This window comes from Nocardioides sp. SLBN-35 (assembly GCF_006715725.1).
Lineage (GTDB): Bacteria > Actinomycetota > Actinomycetes > Propionibacteriales > Nocardioidaceae > Nocardioides.
The window spans coordinates 2,720,892-2,735,227 of the sequence record NZ_VFNU01000001.1; the positions used below are offsets into that span (position 1 = coordinate 2,720,892).

Genomic DNA, 14,336 nt, shown 5'->3' on the forward strand with positions numbered 1-14,336 from the left:
GCGAATACCGGTTCGCGGGGGAGCGACCCAGGTTCCTAGACTGGCGCCGATATGTCTGGCCCGAACACTGACTACGACCCCGTGGAGGTCGCCGCCGTGAGCCCTGCCGAGCTCGAAGCGGCGCGCGACGCCGCCCTGGCCGCGATCGCCGCCGCCACCGACCTGGAGCAGCTCAAGGCGGTGCGGACCGACCACGCCGGCGACCGCTCGCCGCTCGCTCTCGCCAACCGCGAGATCGGCGCGCTGCCTCCTCAGGCCCGCAAGGAGGCCGGCCAGCGCGTCGGCCAGGCCCGCGGTGCCGTGAGCAAGGCGCTCGCCGCGCGGCAGGAGGTGCTGGAGGCGGAGCACGAGGCGCGGATCCTCGTCGAGGAGGCCGTCGACGTGACGCTGCCGACCGACGAGCTCCCGCTCGGCGGCCGTCACCCGCTGACCACCGGCGCGGAGCTGATCGCCGACATCTTCGTCGCGATGGGCTGGGAGGTCGCCGAGGGTCCGGTCATCGAGGCCGAGTGGCTCAACTTCGACGCGCTCAACCTCGGGCCCGACCATCCGGCTCGCACCATGCAGGACACGTTCTGGACCGAGCCGGCCGACAACCACGTCGTGCTGCGCACCCACACCAGCCCGGTCCAGGCGCGCACCATGCTGACGCGTACGCCTCCGCTCTACGTCGTGTGCCCGGGTCGCGTCTTCCGCACCGACGAGTACGACGCCACCCACTCGCCGATGTTCCACCAGGTCGAGGGCCTCGCCATCGACGAGGGCATCTCGATGGCCCACCTCAAGGGCACCCTCGACCACTTCGCGAGCCAGATGTTCGGCGAGGGCATCACCACCCGGTTCCGGCCGTCGTACTTCCCCTTCACGGAGCCGTCCGCCGAGGTCGACCTGGTCTGCTTCGTCTGCCGTGGCATCGACTCCGACGCCTGCCGCACCTGTCGCGGCGAGGGCTGGATCGAGTGGGGCGGCTGCGGCATCGTCAACCCGCGCGTGCTCCGGGCCTGCGGCGTCGACTCCGAGCGCTACTCGGGCTTCGCCTTCGGGATGGGCATCGACCGGACCCTGATGTTCCGGCACGGCCTCGAGGACCTGCGCACCCTGTTCGAGGGCGACGTGCGCTTCACCACGGCATTCGGGAGTGAACTGTGAAGGCCCCTGTCTCCTGGATCCGGGAGCTCGTCGACCTGCCCGAGTCGGTCACCACCGAGGTGCTGACCGACCGGCTCACCGCGCTCGGCCTCAAGCTCGAGGCCATCGAGGCTGCCGACATCACCGGCCCGCTCGTCATCGGCCGTGTCCTCACCCAGGACAAGGAGCCGCAGAAGAACGGCAAGGTCATCAACTGGTGCACCGTCGACGTCGGTGACGCCAACGGCACCGGTGAGCCGCAGGGCATCATCTGCGGCGCCCACAACTTCGCGCCCGGCGACCTCGTCGTCGTCGTCCTCCCCGGCGCCGTGCTGCCGGGCGGCTTCGAGATCTCCGCCCGCAAGACCTACGGCCACGTCTCTGCCGGCATGATCTGCTCGGCCCGCGAGCTCGGCATCGGCGAGGACCACGACGGCATCATCGTGCTGCCCCCGGACGCCGGCCAGCCCGGCGACGACGTGTTCGCGCTCCTCGGGCTCGACGACGAGGTCATCGAGTTCGAGATCAACCCGGACCGCGCCTACGCCCTGTCCCTGCGCGGTGTCGCGCGCGAGGCGGCGCTCGGCTTCGACGTACCGTTCACCGACCCCGCCGAGCGCGATCTCCCCGAGGTCGACGGCAAGGCCTGGGAGGTCGTCGTCGACGATCCCGCCGGCTGCCCGGTGTTCGCCGCGCGCCTCGTCAGCGGGTTCGACCCGGGCGCCCCGACGCCGGAGTTCATCAAGCGCCGCGTCGAGCAGGCCGGCATGCGCTCCATCTCGCTCGCCGTCGACGTCACCAACTACGTCATGCTCGAGCTCGGCCAGCCGATCCACGGGTACGACGCCGACAAGGTCGCCGGAGCCCTCGGCGTCCGCCGGGCCAAGGAGGGCGAGAGGCTCACCACGCTCGACGACGCCGTGCGTGAGCTGTCGGTCGAGGACCTCGTCATCACCGACGACTCCGGCCCGATCGGCCTGGCCGGCGTGATGGGCGGTGCGACCACCGAGATGTCGGAGAGCACCACCCGGATCCTCGTCGAGGCCGCCCACTGGGACGCCGTCTCCATGTTCCGCACCGGCAAGCGCCACAAGCTGACCTCCGAGGCCGGGAAGCGCAACGAGCGCGGGGTCGACCCGCTGCTGCCCGGCATCGCCGCCGACCGCGTGGTCGAGCTGCTCGTCGAGCACGGCGGCGCGACCGCCGAGCCCGGCTACACCCTGGTCGGCACCGCCCCCGAGCGCCCGGCGATCACCATCGCCACCGACCTGCCGGCCCGGCTCAGCGGCATCGACATCACCGCGATGACCACCGTCGAGAACCTCCGCAGCATCGGTGCGACGGTGACCGAGCAGGACGCCGGCACCATCGAGGTCGTCCCGCCGACCTGGCGCCCCGACATCAACGACCCCTACGACCTGGTCGAGGAGGTCGTGCGGATCGTCGGCTACGACCAGGTGCCGAGCGTCCTCCCACGTCGCGCGACCGGGCGCGGCCTGACCCGCACCCAGCGCCTGCGCCGCCGGATCGGCCGCACCCTCGCCGGTGCCGGGCTGGTCGAGGTCGTCAGCTTCCCGTTCGTCGGCGAGGCGACCTTCGACAAGCTCGGCCTGCCCGCCGACGACCCGCTGCGTGCCACCGTCGGGCTCGCCAACCCGCTGTCGAGCGAGGAGCCGGCCTACACCACGACACTGCTCCCCGGCCTGCTCGACGCCGCCGCGCGCAACGTCGGACGCGGCGCGCCCGGTGTCGCCCTGTTCGAGACCGGCACCGTCGCGTTCCCCGCCGACAACGGCCCCGCGCCGATCTACGGCGTGCACACCCGCCCGTCCGCGGCCGAGCTCGAGAAGCTGGTCGAGGCCCTGCCCGTGCAGCCGCAGCACCTCGCCGTCGTCCTCGCGGGCGAGCGGCGCCGGGCCGGCTGGTGGGGTGCCGGGACCGAGGCCGGCTGGACCGACGCGCTGTCCGTCGTACGACGTCTCGCGGCCGACCTGGGTGTCACTGTCCAGGTCGCCTCGGCCGGCCGGATGCCCTGGCACCCCGGCCGCTGCGCGGTGGTCAGCATCGACGGCGTCGAGATCGGCCACGCCGGCGAGCTCCACCCCAATGTGTGCCGTGCCTACGGCCTCCCGGCCCGCAGCGCCGCCGTCGAGCTCGACCTCGACGCGCTGATGGCCGCCGCCACCGAGGTCGTCCCCGGCCCGGAGTTCTCCACGATGCCGCTGGCCAAGGAGGACGTCGCCCTGGTCGTCGACGCCGGCGTCACCGTCGCCGCCGTCGAGGCCGCGCTGCGCGAGGGTGCGGGCGACCTGCTGGAGTCGATCCGGCTGTTCGACGTCTACACCGGCGAGCAGATCGACGAGGGGCAGAAGTCGCTCGCGTTCGCGCTGCGCTTCCGAGCACCGGACCGCACCCTCACCGAGGCCGAGACCGGTGCCGCCCGCGACGCCGCCGTGGCCCGCGCCGCGGAGCTGACGGGGGCAGTGCAACGCTGAGTCAGGGCAAGCCGGGGCCGCGGCTGCGGCTGGCCGACGAGGTCACCTGGGACGGCGTCGCCGTCCCAGGTGACCGGACGCGCACGCTGCTCGCGGCGCTGGCCGATGCGCGTGGCAAGAGCGTCGGCGAGGAGTTCCTGATCGACGCGATCTGGGGCGACGAGCCGCCCGTCAGCCCGACCAAGGCACTGCAGGTCGTCGTGTCCCGGGCGCGGGCCGCGACCGCGCCCGGCGTCGTCGAGCGGGCGGGGCACGGCTACCGGCTGGCGCTCGACACCGGTGACGTCGACGTCTGGGCGAGCGACCAGGCGGTCGATGCTGCCCGCCGGGCCGTCGCGGCCGGGGCCTGGAGCGAGGCGGCGCCGTACCTCCCGCAGCTCGACGCGCACCCCGCCCTCGCCGGCCGGATCCTGGCCGCCCTCGGCCGCCACGACGAGGCTCTGCCGCGGCTGGAGGAGAACGGCACCGACGGCGACGACCTCGCCCTCGCGGCCCTGCTGCGCAGCGAGGCCGCCGTCCGCGGCGTGCCTGCGGCACTCACCCGCTACGAGGACCACCGGGCCCGTCTGGCCGACCGCCTCGGCGTCGACCCCGCCCCCGAGCTGCAGGCCCTCCACCACGAGCTGATGCTGCTCGACCGGCCGGTCCGCTCGGGACTGGCCCACTACGCCAGCAGCCTGGTCGGACGCACCGGCGACCTCGCCCGGCTGCGCGCGCTGGTCGGCTCCCACCGCGTCGTGTCGATCCTCGGCCCGGGCGGGCTCGGCAAGACCCGCCTCGCCCAGCTGGTGGCCGCCGAGGCCGACCAGCCGGCGGTCCACGTGGTGGAGCTGGTCGGCGTCGTCGACCCTGCCGACGTCGTCGCCGAGGTCGGCTCGGCACTCGGCGTACGGGACTCGGTGACGGGGCGCAAGAGACTCACCCCCGAGCAGGTGCGCGACATCCGCTCCCGGATCGCCCAGCAGCTCGACCAGGCGCCGAGCCTCCTGGTGCTCGACAACTGCGAGCACCTGGTCGAGGCCGTCGCGGACCTGGTCGCCTTCCTCGTCGCGGTCACACCCGGACTCCGGGTGCTCACCACGACCCGGGCCCCGCTCGCGATCGCCGCCGAGCACGTCTTCGAGCTGAGCCGGCTCGGACCCGCGGACGCAGCCGACCTGTTCTGCCAGCGTGCGCTCGCCGCCCGACCCCGGGTCGCGCTCCCCGAGGCCGCCGTCGCCGAGATCGTGGAGCGTCTCGACGGGCTGCCGCTCGCGATCGAGCTGGCCGCGGTCAAGGTGCGAGCCATGTCGGTCGACGACATCGCGACCCGGCTGGAGAACCGGTTCGCCCTCCTGCGCGGGGGCGACCGCAGCGCCCCGGATCGCCACCAGACGCTCCTCGCGGTCATCGACTGGTCCTGGAACCTGCTCTCCGAGCGCGACCGACGCGGGCTGCGCCGGCTGTCGGTCTTCCAGGACGGCTTCACGCTCGAGGCGGCGGAGCGGACGCTCGGCGACGACGCGCTCACGTCCGTCGAGGAGCTGGTCGCCCAGTCCCTGCTGACCGTCCTCGACAGCGGTGACGGAGCCCCGGCCCGCTATCGCATGCTCGAGACCGTCCGTGAGTTCGGCCGGATGCAGCTGGTCGACGCCGGTGAGGAAGCCGACGCGCAGGCGGCCCACCAGGGCTGGGCGGTCGCGATCGCGGACCGACTGGGACCGCGGCTGTTCTCCCGGGAGCAGGTGGAGACGATCGACAAGATCGCGGCCGAGGAGAACAACCTCGCCGACGCGCTGCGCAAGGCACTCGCCGCCGCGGATCCCGACGCCGTGGTCGCGTTGATGGCGCTCCTCGGCGGCTTCTGGAGCATCCGCGGCGAGCACGCCCGCGTCGTGATGCTGGTCGAGCCGGTCGCCGAGGTCCTGGCCGGCGCCCGCGCCGCTCACGCCCGCGCCGACCAGGCGCGAGCGGCCCTGTGCCTGTCCCTGGTCAACTCCTGGATCGCCCAGCTCGACGTCAGCGCCCTCGTCCGCGAGCTCACCGCGCTCGGCCCCGGCACGACGAGCCCGCGGATCGCAGCGATGACCACCGTCGTGCTCGGCGTGGACGCGCCCGGCTCCACCCACCTCATCTCGCCCACCGACGAGCTCGTCGGATCCGCCGATCCGCGGGTGCGCGGCGTGGCCCTGCAGTGGCGCAGCCACGAGCGCGAGAACATCGGTGACGCCGCCGGAGCGATCGCGGCGGCCGAGGAGGCCCTGACGGTCGCCACCGACGACGACGGTCCCTGGACCAGGGCGGTGCTGCACTCCCAGCTCGCCGGCCTCTACAGCCAGGTCGGCCGGCCCGAGCTCGCGGAGCCGTACGCGCGGGCCGCCGTACCCGTGCTGGTCCGGCTCGGCGCGCACGAGGACGCGCTGCAGGCCATGGCCGTCTCGGCGGTCGCCGCGATCGAGCGCGGCGACCCGGACGAGGCCGAGCGGATCCTCGACGACGTGCTGGCGCGCACCGACATCCCCGCCGGCGGTGCGTTCAGCGCCCGGGGCTCCGTGCTGGTCACCAGGGCCGAGATCGCCTTCGCTCGGGGCGAGGTGGACGAGGGCTGCCGCATCGTCGAGCAGGCCGCCGCGGCGATGGCCGCCGTCCGCTTCCCCGGCATGGGGGACGACGCCGACATCGCTCCGTGGACGATCTACGGCAACACCGTGGCCCTGCTCGCGTTCGCCCTCCACGGACGCGAGGAGCGGGGGAGGGAGCTCCATCCCTGGCTGGTGGACGCGCTGCGGCGGGTGATCGAGCGCGACCGCAGGTTCGTCGACGTCCCGGTGGTGGGCCTGATGCTCTTCGCCCTCGGCACCTGGGCCCTGCGCGACGGCACCTCCTCCACGGCCGAGGCCGTCCGACTGCTCGTGCTTGCCGAGCGCCTCGCCTACCCGCGCTTCGTGCCGTCTCTGTCGTGGGAGCGCGCGGCCGCCCGTTGCGAGGACGTCCTTCCGGGCGAGCTCGCCCTGCTCGACGCGGAGTACGCCGAACGCCGCGGGCTCGACCTGTTGGACGAGACCCGCGACGTCGTCGCGCGGCTGTTCGGCGATGAGCCGAGGCCTTAGCCCGGCTTAGAACTTCCGCGAGTAGGACCGCACCGCCAGCGGCGCGAAGATCGCGACCACCGCGGCGCAGCCGAGCACCGCCCAGCCGACCTCGGCGGTGACCTGGCCCTCGTTGATCAGGTCGCGGCACGCGGTGACCACGTGCGAGACCGGGTTGACCTTCACGAACGCCTCCAGCCACCCGGGCAGCGAGTCGGCCGGGACGAACGCGTTGGACAGGAAGGTCAGCGGGAACATGATGAGCATCGAGATGCCCTGCACGGCCTGCGCGGACCGGGCGACGGTGCCCAGCCAGGTGAAGATCCAGGCCAGCGACCAGGCCGCCACGATGGTGAGCAGCCAGCCACCGAGCGTGCCGAGGACGCCACCGCCGGGGCGGTAGCCCATGGCGAGGCCGACCAGGATGGTCAGCGTCGAGGCGATCGTGTAGCGGATGACGTCGGCCAGCGCAGGCCCCGCGAGGGGTGCGATCCGGGCGATCGGCAGTGACCGGAACCGGTCGAAGGTGCCCTTGTCCATGTCCTCGCGCAGCTGGGTGCCCATCGCCATGCAGGTGGTGAGTGCGGTCTGGGCGAGGATGCCGGGGATGATCAGCGGCAGGTACGCGCTGACGCTGCCCGAGATCGCGCCGCCGAAGATGTAGGCGAACATCGCCGTGAACAGCAGCGGCTGGATGGTGACGTCGAAGAACTGCTCCGGGTTGCGGCGCATCTTCTTGGTCGAGCGCCACGCCATCGCCAGGGTCTGGTCGATCGTGTCGCGCAGGGTCGGGCGGGCGGGCAGGTCCGCCGGCGACAGCGGTACGGCGGCCGCCGGGTGCGTGTCGACGAGCATGGTCATCACGCCACCTCCTCGGTCTCGGTCTGGTCGGGTTCGCTGTGGTGCCCGGTCAGTGCCAGGAACACCTCGTCGAGGGTGGGCTGGCGCACGGTCGCGGTGGTGATCGACAGCTCGGCCTGGCGCAGCGCGATGAGCACGTCGCCGGCCTGGTCGGCGTTGGTCAGCGGCACGTTGAGCCCGCCGGCCTCGGGGGTGAGCACCGGTGCCTCGCCGAGCACCCGCTCGACGACCACGGCGGCAGTCGGCGTCTGCTCGCGGTCGGCCAGGCGCAGGTGCAGGGTCGAGGACCCGACGCCGGACTTCAGCTGCTCCGGCGTCCCCTCGGCGACCTTGCGGCCCGCGTCGATGACCGCGATCCGGTCGGCCAGCTGGTCGGCCTCGTCGAGGTACTGCGTGGTGAGCAGGATCGTCGAGCCCTGGGCGACCAGCTCGCGGATCGTGTCCCACATCTGGCCGCGGGTGCGCGGGTCGAGGCCGGTGGTCGGCTCGTCGAGGAAGATCAGCGGCGGCCGAGAGATCAGCGAGGCGGCCAGGTCGAGCCGGCGCCGCATGCCTCCGGAGAAGTTCTTGATCTGCCGGGTGGCGGCCTCGGTGAGGCCGAACCGCTCGAGCAGGTCGGCCGCGATCGTGTACGCGCCCTGCCGCCGGTGTCCGAGCAGCCGGGCGAAGAGGACCAGGTTCTCCGTGGCGGTGAGGTTCTCGTCGACCGAGGCGTACTGGCCGGTGACTCCGAGCAGCTGGCGCACCCGGTGCGGCTCGGAGGCGACGTCGACGCCGAAGATCGAGGCGTGACCGCTGTCGATGGGCAGCAGGGTCGCGAGCATGGACAAGGTGGTCGTCTTCCCGGCGCCGTTCGGTCCGAGCACGCCGAAGACCTCGCCGCGAGCGACCTGCAGGTCGATGCCGCCGACCGCGGTGAAGCTCCCGAAGGTCTTCACCAGGCCGCGGGCGTCGACCGCGAGGTCGCGTCCGGGGGCGGGAGGGTGGAGGATGTCGTTCATGGGTGGGAGCCTGCCGGGCGCCGCTTTCACGGCGGTTTCAGCGGGCCGCTGTCGCGGTTTCATGCACAACCCTGTATGTTCATGCACATGAGCAAGGTGAGGGCCGCCGTCGCGGGCGCCAGTGGGTACGCCGGGGGCGAGGTGCTGCGGCTGCTGCTCGGCCACCCCGGGGTCGAGATCGGCGCGGTCACCGCGGCCAGCAACGCGGGGGAGCGCCTCGGCGCACTGCAGCCTCACCTGGTCCCGCTCGCCGAGCGGGTGCTCGAGCCGACCACGGTCGAGGTGCTCGCGGGTCACGACGTCGTCTTCCTCGGCCTGCCCCACGGCCAGTCCGGCGCACTCGCCGATGAGCTCACCGCGCACAACCCGGACGTCGTCGTCATCGACTGCGGCGCCGACTTCCGCCTCGAGGACGCCGCTGCCTGGGAGCAGTTCTACGGCAGCGCCCACGCCGGCACCTGGCCCTACGGCCTGCCCGAGCTCCCCGGCAACCGGGAGGCGCTCCAGGGAGCCCGGCGGATCGCCGTACCCGGCTGCTATCCGACGATCTCCTCACTGACCCTGGCTCCGGCCGTCGCCGCCGGACTCGTGGTACCGGATGTCGTCGTCGTCGCCGCCTCCGGCACCAGCGGCGCCGGCAAGGCCGCCAAGACGCACCTGCTCGGCAGCGAGGTCATGGGCAACACCAGTGCGTACGGCGTCGGCGGAGTGCACCGCCACACGCCCGAGATCACCCAGAACCTCGGCCGGCTCGCCCCGGAGGGCACCGAGGTCAAGGTCAGCTTCACCCCGCTGCTCGTGCCCATGTCGCGCGGCATCCTCGCCACCTGCTCGGCCCCGCTGGCCGGCCCGGTCACCGCCGAGGAGGCGCACGCCGCCTACGTCAAGGCGTACGCCGACGAGCCGTTCGTCCACGTCCTGCCCGGCGGCCAGTGGCCGCAGACCCAGGCAGTGCTCGGCTCCAACGCCGTGCACCTGCAGGTCACCGTCGACGAGGCGGCCGGGAGGCTGGTCGCCGTCGGCGCCATCGACAACCTCGCCAAGGGCACCGCCGGCGCCGCCGTGCAGTGCATGAACCTCGCCCTGGGTCTCGACGAGACCACGGGCCTGACCACCGTAGGACTGGCCCCGTGACCGAGCAGACCGAGCAGACCAGCTACTCCCTCTCGCGCTACCCGGAGACCCTCGCGGTCGTCCGGCTGGCGGCCGGCGCCGAGATCCCGCTGTGGGCCGAGTCCTCCTCGGTCTTCTCGATCACCGCGACGGCGACCGAGACCTCCCTGGTCTGCGCCGGGCGCAGCGTGCCCAAGAAGGCGCGCCACCAGAAGCCGCTCACCGCCTTCTGCGTCGACGGCGAGCTCGACCTGTCGGCGGTCGGGATCCTGGTCGGCCTGCTGACCCCGCTGGCCGAGGCCGGGATCCCGGTCTTCACGCTCTCCACCTTCGACACCGACTGGATCCTGGTCCCGACCGGGATGGCCGACACGGCCGAGGAGGCCTGGCGACGATCGGGGCACACCGTCGCCCCCGCCGTCCCTGCCTGAACCGTCCCGAAGGAACCGCATAACCCATGAGCGTCACCCACCCCGCCGGCTTCGTCGCCGCCGGCGCCGCGATCGGCCTGAAGTCGACCGGCAACAAGGACTTCGCCCTCGTCGTCAACCAGGGCCCCACGTTCGACTCCGCCTCGGTCTTCACCAGCAACCGCTGCAAGGCCAACCCCGTGCTGTGGAGCGAGCAGGTCGTCAAGGACGGCGTCGTACGCGCCGTCGTCCTCAACTCCGGCGGTGCCAACTGCTACACCGGCCCCGAGGGCTTCCAGACCACCCACCAGGTCGCCGAGAAGGTCGGCGAGCTGGTCGGCATCGCCGCCGGCGACGTGGTCGTGTGCTCCACCGGCCTGATCGGCCTGGTCAACGACCGGCAGACGCTGCTCGACGGCGTCGGCACCCTCCACGCACAGCTCTCCGCCGACGGCGGCAACGAGGCGGCCGAGGCGATCATGACCACCGACACGGTGTCCAAGCAGGTCGTCGTGCAGGGAGACGGCTGGTCGATCGGTGGCATGGCCAAGGGCGCCGGCATGCTCGCGCCGGCCCTCGCCACCATGCTCGTCGTCATCACGACCGACGCCGTCGTCCCCGCCGCCGACCTCGACGCCGCCCTGCGCGCCGCCACCCGGGTCAGCTTCGACCGGCTCGACTCCGACGGCTGCCAGTCCACCAACGACACCGTCACCCTGATGGCCAGCGGCGCGTCCGGCGTCGCGCCCGGCCTGTCCGACTTCACCGCCGCGCTCACCGAGGTCTGCCGCTCGCTGGCGCTCCAGCTGCTCGCCGACGCCGAAGGCGCCGACCACGAGATCGCGATCACCACGCGGGGCGCCGTCTCCGAGGACGACGCGGTCGAGGTCGGCCGCAGCGTCGCCCGCAGCAACCTCTTCAAGGCGGCCGTCTTCGGCAAGGACCCCAACTGGGGCCGGGTCCTCGCCTCCGTCGGTACGACGAGCGCCGCCTTCGACCCCGCCGACCTCGACGTCGCGATGAACGGCGTGTGGGTGTGCCGCAACAGCACGCCCGCCGAGGACCCGTCGCTCGTCGACCTGTCCGACCGGAAGGTCACCGTCACCATCGACCTCAAGGCCGGCGCCGCCGAGGCGACGGTCTGGACCAACGACCTGACCCACGCCTACGTCCACGAGAACAGCGCCTACTCCTCATGAATGAAGCCAAGGGAAAGCCCGACCCGTTCAAGGCCGAGACCCTCGCCGGCGCGCTGCCGTGGCTGAAGGCGTACCACGGCAAGATCGTCGTCATCAAGTACGGCGGCAACGCGATGACCGACGAGACCCTCAAGCGCGCCTTCGCCGAGGACATCGCGTTCCTGCGCTTCGCGGGCTTCCGCCCGGTCGTCGTCCACGGCGGCGGTCCGCAGATCTCCACCATGCTCGACCGGCTCGGCATCGAGTCGGAGTTCCGCGGCGGCCTGCGGGTCACCACGCCCGAGGCGATGGACGTCGTACGCATGGTGCTCGTCGGCCAGGTCCAGCGCGAGCTGGTCGGCCTGATCAACGAGCACGGCCCGCTCGCGGTCGGCCTGTCCGGCGAGGACGCCCACCTGTTCACCGCCGAGCAGACCGGCACCGTCGTCGATGGCGAGGAGGTCGACCTCGGCCTGGTCGGCGAGGTCGCCCACGTCCGCCCGGAGGCGGTCCTCGACCTGATCGAGGCCGGCCGGATCCCGGTCGTGTCCAGCGTGGCGCCCGACGCCGACGGCGTGGTCCACAACGTCAACGCCGACTCCGCGGCCGCCTCGCTGGCCGCCGCCCTCGGTGCCGAGAAGCTGCTCGTCCTCACCGACGTCGAGGGCCTCTACCTCGACTGGCCGGACCCCGAGGAGGTCATCGGCGAGATCAGCCCCGAGGCGCTGGAGGAGATCCTCCCGTCGCTCGCCAGCGGGATGATCCCCAAGATGAGCGCCTGCCTGCAGGCCGTGCGCGACGGCGTGAAGCGTGCGACCGTCGTCGACGGGCGCCAGGAGCACGCCGTACTCCTCGAGCTGTTCACCGACGAGGGCGTCGGCACCCAGGTGCTGCCCGGCGTCACGACCAAGACCCGCAAGGCCCGGGAGGCCCACCAATGACCGCGACGCACCCCGACAACCGGGAGTGGACCGAGCGCTACACCGGCGCGCTGATGAACACCTTCGGCCCGCCCAAGACCGTGCTGGTGCGCGGTGAGGGCGCCCACGTGTGGGACGCCGACGGTCGTGAGTACGTCGACCTGCTCGGCGGCATCGCCGTCAACGCGCTCGGCCACGGCCACCCGCGCCTGGTCGCCGCTGTCACCGAGCAGCTGCAGACCCTCGGCCACATCTCGAACTTCTTCGCCAGCGGCCCGCAGATCACCCTCGCCGAGCGGCTCGTCGGCCTTCTCGGCACCGAGGCCCGGGTGTTCTTCACCAACTCCGGCGCCGAGGCCAACGAGGCCGCGTTCAAGCTGACCCGGCGCACCGGCCGCACCAGGATCGTCGCCACCGAGGGTTCCTTCCACGGCCGCACCATGGGTGCCCTCGCGCTGACCTCCAAGCTCGCCTACCGCGAGCCCTTCGAGCCGCTGCCCGGCGACGTCGTGTTCGTCCCGTACGGCGACGCCGCAGCCCTCGAGGCCGCCGTCGACCGTGACACCGCGGCCATCCTGGTCGAGCCGGTGCAGGGGGAGGCCGGCGTCATCGTGCCGCCGCGCGACTACCTGCCGACCGCGCAGCGGATCGCCCACGAGAACGGCGCCCTGCTCTGGCTCGACGAGATCCAGACCGGCGTCGGCCGGACCGGTGCCTGGTTCGCGCACCAGAACCCCGCCCTCGTCGACGCTCCCGTCACGCCCGACATCGTCACCCTCGCCAAGGGCCTGGCCGGCGGCATCCCGATCGGTGCGTGCCTGGCCACCCACGGAGCCGGCAAGCTCTTCGACCCGGGCAACCACGGCACGACCTTCGGCGGCAACCCGGTCGCCGCGGCGGCGGCGCTCGCCGTCCTCGACGTGATCGCCGACGACGACCTGCTCGCCCACGCGCGTGCCCAGGGCGCCGCGCTGCGCGCCGCCGCCGGCGCCGACGCCCGGGTCGTCGAGACCCGCGGTGCAGGTCTCCTCGTCGGGCTGACCCTCGCCGAGCCCAAGGCCGCCGAGGCGGTCACCGCCGCGCAGGACGCCGGCTTCCTCCTGAACGCCGCCACCCCCGAGCGGGTGCGGATGGCCCCGCCGCTCAACCTCGCCGACGCCGACGTCGCCGCCTTCGCGGCGGCCTGGCCGGCCATCCTCGACCACGCAGGCCTCGACCAGGCAGGAGTGCAGGCATGACCCGCTCGTTCCTCCGCGACGACGACCTCAGCCCGGCCGAGCAGGCCGAGGTGCTGGACCTCGCGGCCAAGCTCAAGGCCGAGCCCTTCGGCCACCAGCCGCTGGCCGGGCCGCGCACCGTCGCGATGATCTTCGACAAGCCCACCCTGCGCACCCAGGCCTCCTTCGCGGCCGGCATCGCCGAGCTCGGCGGCCACCCGATGCTCGTCGACGGCACCCTGGCCGGCATCGGCAAGCGCGAGTCCGTCGCCGACGTCGCCCGCGTGCTCGGCCGCCAGGCCTCGCAGATCGTGTGGCGCACCTACGCGCAGGCGAACCTCGACGAGATGGCGGCCCACGCCGGCGTCCCGGTCGTCAACGCCCTCACCGACGAGTTCCACCCCTGCCAGCTGCTCGCCGACCTGCTCACCATCCGCGAGCACAAGGGCGAGCTGGCCGGGCTGACCGCCGCCTTCCTCGGCGACGGGGCCTGCAACATGGGCAACTCCTGGCTGCTCGCCGGCGCCACCGCCGGGATGCACGTGCGGGTCAGCGGCCCCGACGGCTACGTCCCCGACGACGCCATGTTCGCCCGCGCCGACGAGATCGGCGCTGCCACCGGCGGATCCGGTGTCGCCGTCGTCGACCCGCTCGAGGCGGTCGCCGGCGCCGACGTCGTCATCACCGACACCTGGGTCTCGATGGGCAAGGAGGACGAGCGCGACGCCCGCCGCGCCGTCTTCGGCCCCTGGTCGGTGACCCCCGGGCTGGTCGCCGCGGCGCGGGCCGACGCCATCGTGATGCACTGCCTGCCGGCGTACCGCGGCATGGAGATCGCCGCCGAGGTCCTCGACGGCCCGCAGAGCGTGGTGTGGGACGAGGCCGAGAACCGGCGCCACGCCCAGAAGGCCGTCCTGACCTGGCTCGAGGGCAAGCGTTCCTGAC

At 73.0% G+C, this 14,336-nt stretch carries 11 protein-coding genes; 9 read left to right on the top strand and 2 right to left on the bottom strand.

The annotated features are described in order from the left end of the window. Window positions 1-51: 51 nt before the first annotated feature. From pheS to FBY23_RS13185, 3 genes are all read left to right on the top strand, one after another. A complete protein-coding gene (gene pheS, locus FBY23_RS13175; protein ID WP_141798557.1) occupies window positions 52-1,149 on the top strand; it encodes a phenylalanine--tRNA ligase subunit alpha in 1,098 nt (365 codons plus the stop codon). Beyond that, window positions 1,146-3,623 carry a phenylalanine--tRNA ligase subunit beta gene (pheT, locus tag FBY23_RS13180; RefSeq protein ID WP_141798558.1) on the top strand — a complete coding sequence of 826 codons (2,478 nt, stop codon included), beginning with the start codon at window positions 1,146-1,148 and terminating at the stop codon, window positions 3,621-3,623. Before pheS ends, pheT begins: the two co-directional genes overlap by 4 nt. Window positions 3,624-3,823: 200 nt before the next feature. Further along, window positions 3,824-6,712 (top strand): NB-ARC domain-containing protein, encoded by a 2,889-nt coding sequence (locus tag FBY23_RS13185; protein WP_222117812.1) that lies wholly within the window; start codon window positions 3,824-3,826, stop codon window positions 6,710-6,712. Between the two features lie 6 nt (window positions 6,713-6,718). On the opposite strand, the gene FBY23_RS13190 is transcribed toward FBY23_RS13185, so the two are convergent. Together FBY23_RS13190 and FBY23_RS13195 are read right to left on the bottom strand one after the other, a co-directional pair. Beyond that, window positions 6,719-7,552 (bottom strand): ABC transporter permease, encoded by an 834-nt coding sequence (locus FBY23_RS13190; RefSeq protein WP_174245209.1) that lies wholly within the window; start codon window positions 7,550-7,552, stop codon window positions 6,719-6,721. After that, window positions 7,552-8,553: an ATP-binding cassette domain-containing protein gene (locus FBY23_RS13195; protein ID WP_141798560.1), complete on the bottom strand. Its 1,002-nt coding sequence runs from the start codon at window positions 8,551-8,553 to the stop codon at window positions 7,552-7,554. The genes FBY23_RS13190 and FBY23_RS13195 overlap by 1 nt, the downstream gene beginning before the upstream one ends. Window positions 8,554-8,634: 81 nt before the next feature. On the opposite strand from FBY23_RS13195, the gene argC reads away from it, so the two are divergent. From argC to argF, 6 genes are read left to right on the top strand one after another with little or no spacing between them, the layout of a single operon-like run. Beyond that, on the top strand, window positions 8,635-9,687 hold the full coding sequence (gene argC, locus FBY23_RS13200) for an N-acetyl-gamma-glutamyl-phosphate reductase (protein ID WP_141798561.1): 1,053 nt from the start codon (window positions 8,635-8,637) through the stop codon (window positions 9,685-9,687). Further along, complete coding sequence (locus FBY23_RS13205) at window positions 9,684-10,097, top strand: ACT domain-containing protein (RefSeq protein WP_160158233.1); 414 nt, start codon at window positions 9,684-9,686, stop codon at window positions 10,095-10,097. The genes argC and FBY23_RS13205 overlap by 4 nt, the downstream gene beginning before the upstream one ends. Window positions 10,098-10,123: 26 nt before the next feature. After that, complete coding sequence (argJ, locus tag FBY23_RS13210; RefSeq protein ID WP_141798563.1) at window positions 10,124-11,275, top strand: bifunctional glutamate N-acetyltransferase/amino-acid acetyltransferase ArgJ; 1,152 nt, start codon at window positions 10,124-10,126, stop codon at window positions 11,273-11,275. After that, window positions 11,272-12,195, top strand: a complete 924-nt coding sequence (gene argB / locus FBY23_RS13215) for an acetylglutamate kinase (RefSeq protein WP_141798564.1) — start codon at window positions 11,272-11,274, stop codon at window positions 12,193-12,195. The genes argJ and argB overlap by 4 nt, the downstream gene beginning before the upstream one ends. After that, the gene (locus FBY23_RS13220; RefSeq protein WP_141798565.1) at window positions 12,192-13,412 is read left to right on the top strand and encodes an acetylornithine transaminase; all 1,221 of its coding nucleotides are present in this window, start codon (window positions 12,192-12,194) and stop codon (window positions 13,410-13,412) included. Before argB ends, FBY23_RS13220 begins: the two co-directional genes overlap by 4 nt. Beyond that, window positions 13,409-14,335, top strand: coding sequence for an ornithine carbamoyltransferase (argF, locus tag FBY23_RS13225; RefSeq protein WP_141798566.1), 927 nt, complete (start codon window positions 13,409-13,411; stop codon window positions 14,333-14,335). Before FBY23_RS13220 ends, argF begins: the two co-directional genes overlap by 4 nt. The last annotated feature ends 1 nt before the right edge of the window (window position 14,336 follow it).

What these genes read in the sequence shown, in the direction of transcription:
- pheS (WP_141798557.1), top strand. Translation starts at nt 52, where the DNA reads ATGTCTGGCCCGAACACTGACTACGACCCCGTGGAGGTCGCCGCCGTG.
- argF (WP_141798566.1), top strand. Translation starts at nt 13,409, where the DNA reads ATGACCCGCTCGTTCCTCCGCGACGACGACCTCAGCCCGGCCGAGCAG.
- FBY23_RS13220 (WP_141798565.1), top strand. Translation starts at nt 12,192, where the DNA reads ATGACCGCGACGCACCCCGACAACCGGGAGTGGACCGAGCGCTACACC.
- argB (WP_141798564.1), top strand. Translation starts at nt 11,272, where the DNA reads ATGAATGAAGCCAAGGGAAAGCCCGACCCGTTCAAGGCCGAGACCCTC.
- argJ (WP_141798563.1), top strand. Translation starts at nt 10,124, where the DNA reads ATGAGCGTCACCCACCCCGCCGGCTTCGTCGCCGCCGGCGCCGCGATC.
- FBY23_RS13195 (WP_141798560.1), bottom strand. Translation starts at nt 8,553, where the DNA reads ATGAACGACATCCTCCACCCTCCCGCCCCCGGACGCGACCTCGCGGTC.
- FBY23_RS13190 (WP_174245209.1), bottom strand. Translation starts at nt 7,552, where the DNA reads ATGACCATGCTCGTCGACACGCACCCGGCGGCCGCCGTACCGCTGTCG.
- argC (WP_141798561.1), top strand. Translation starts at nt 8,635, where the DNA reads ATGCACATGAGCAAGGTGAGGGCCGCCGTCGCGGGCGCCAGTGGGTAC.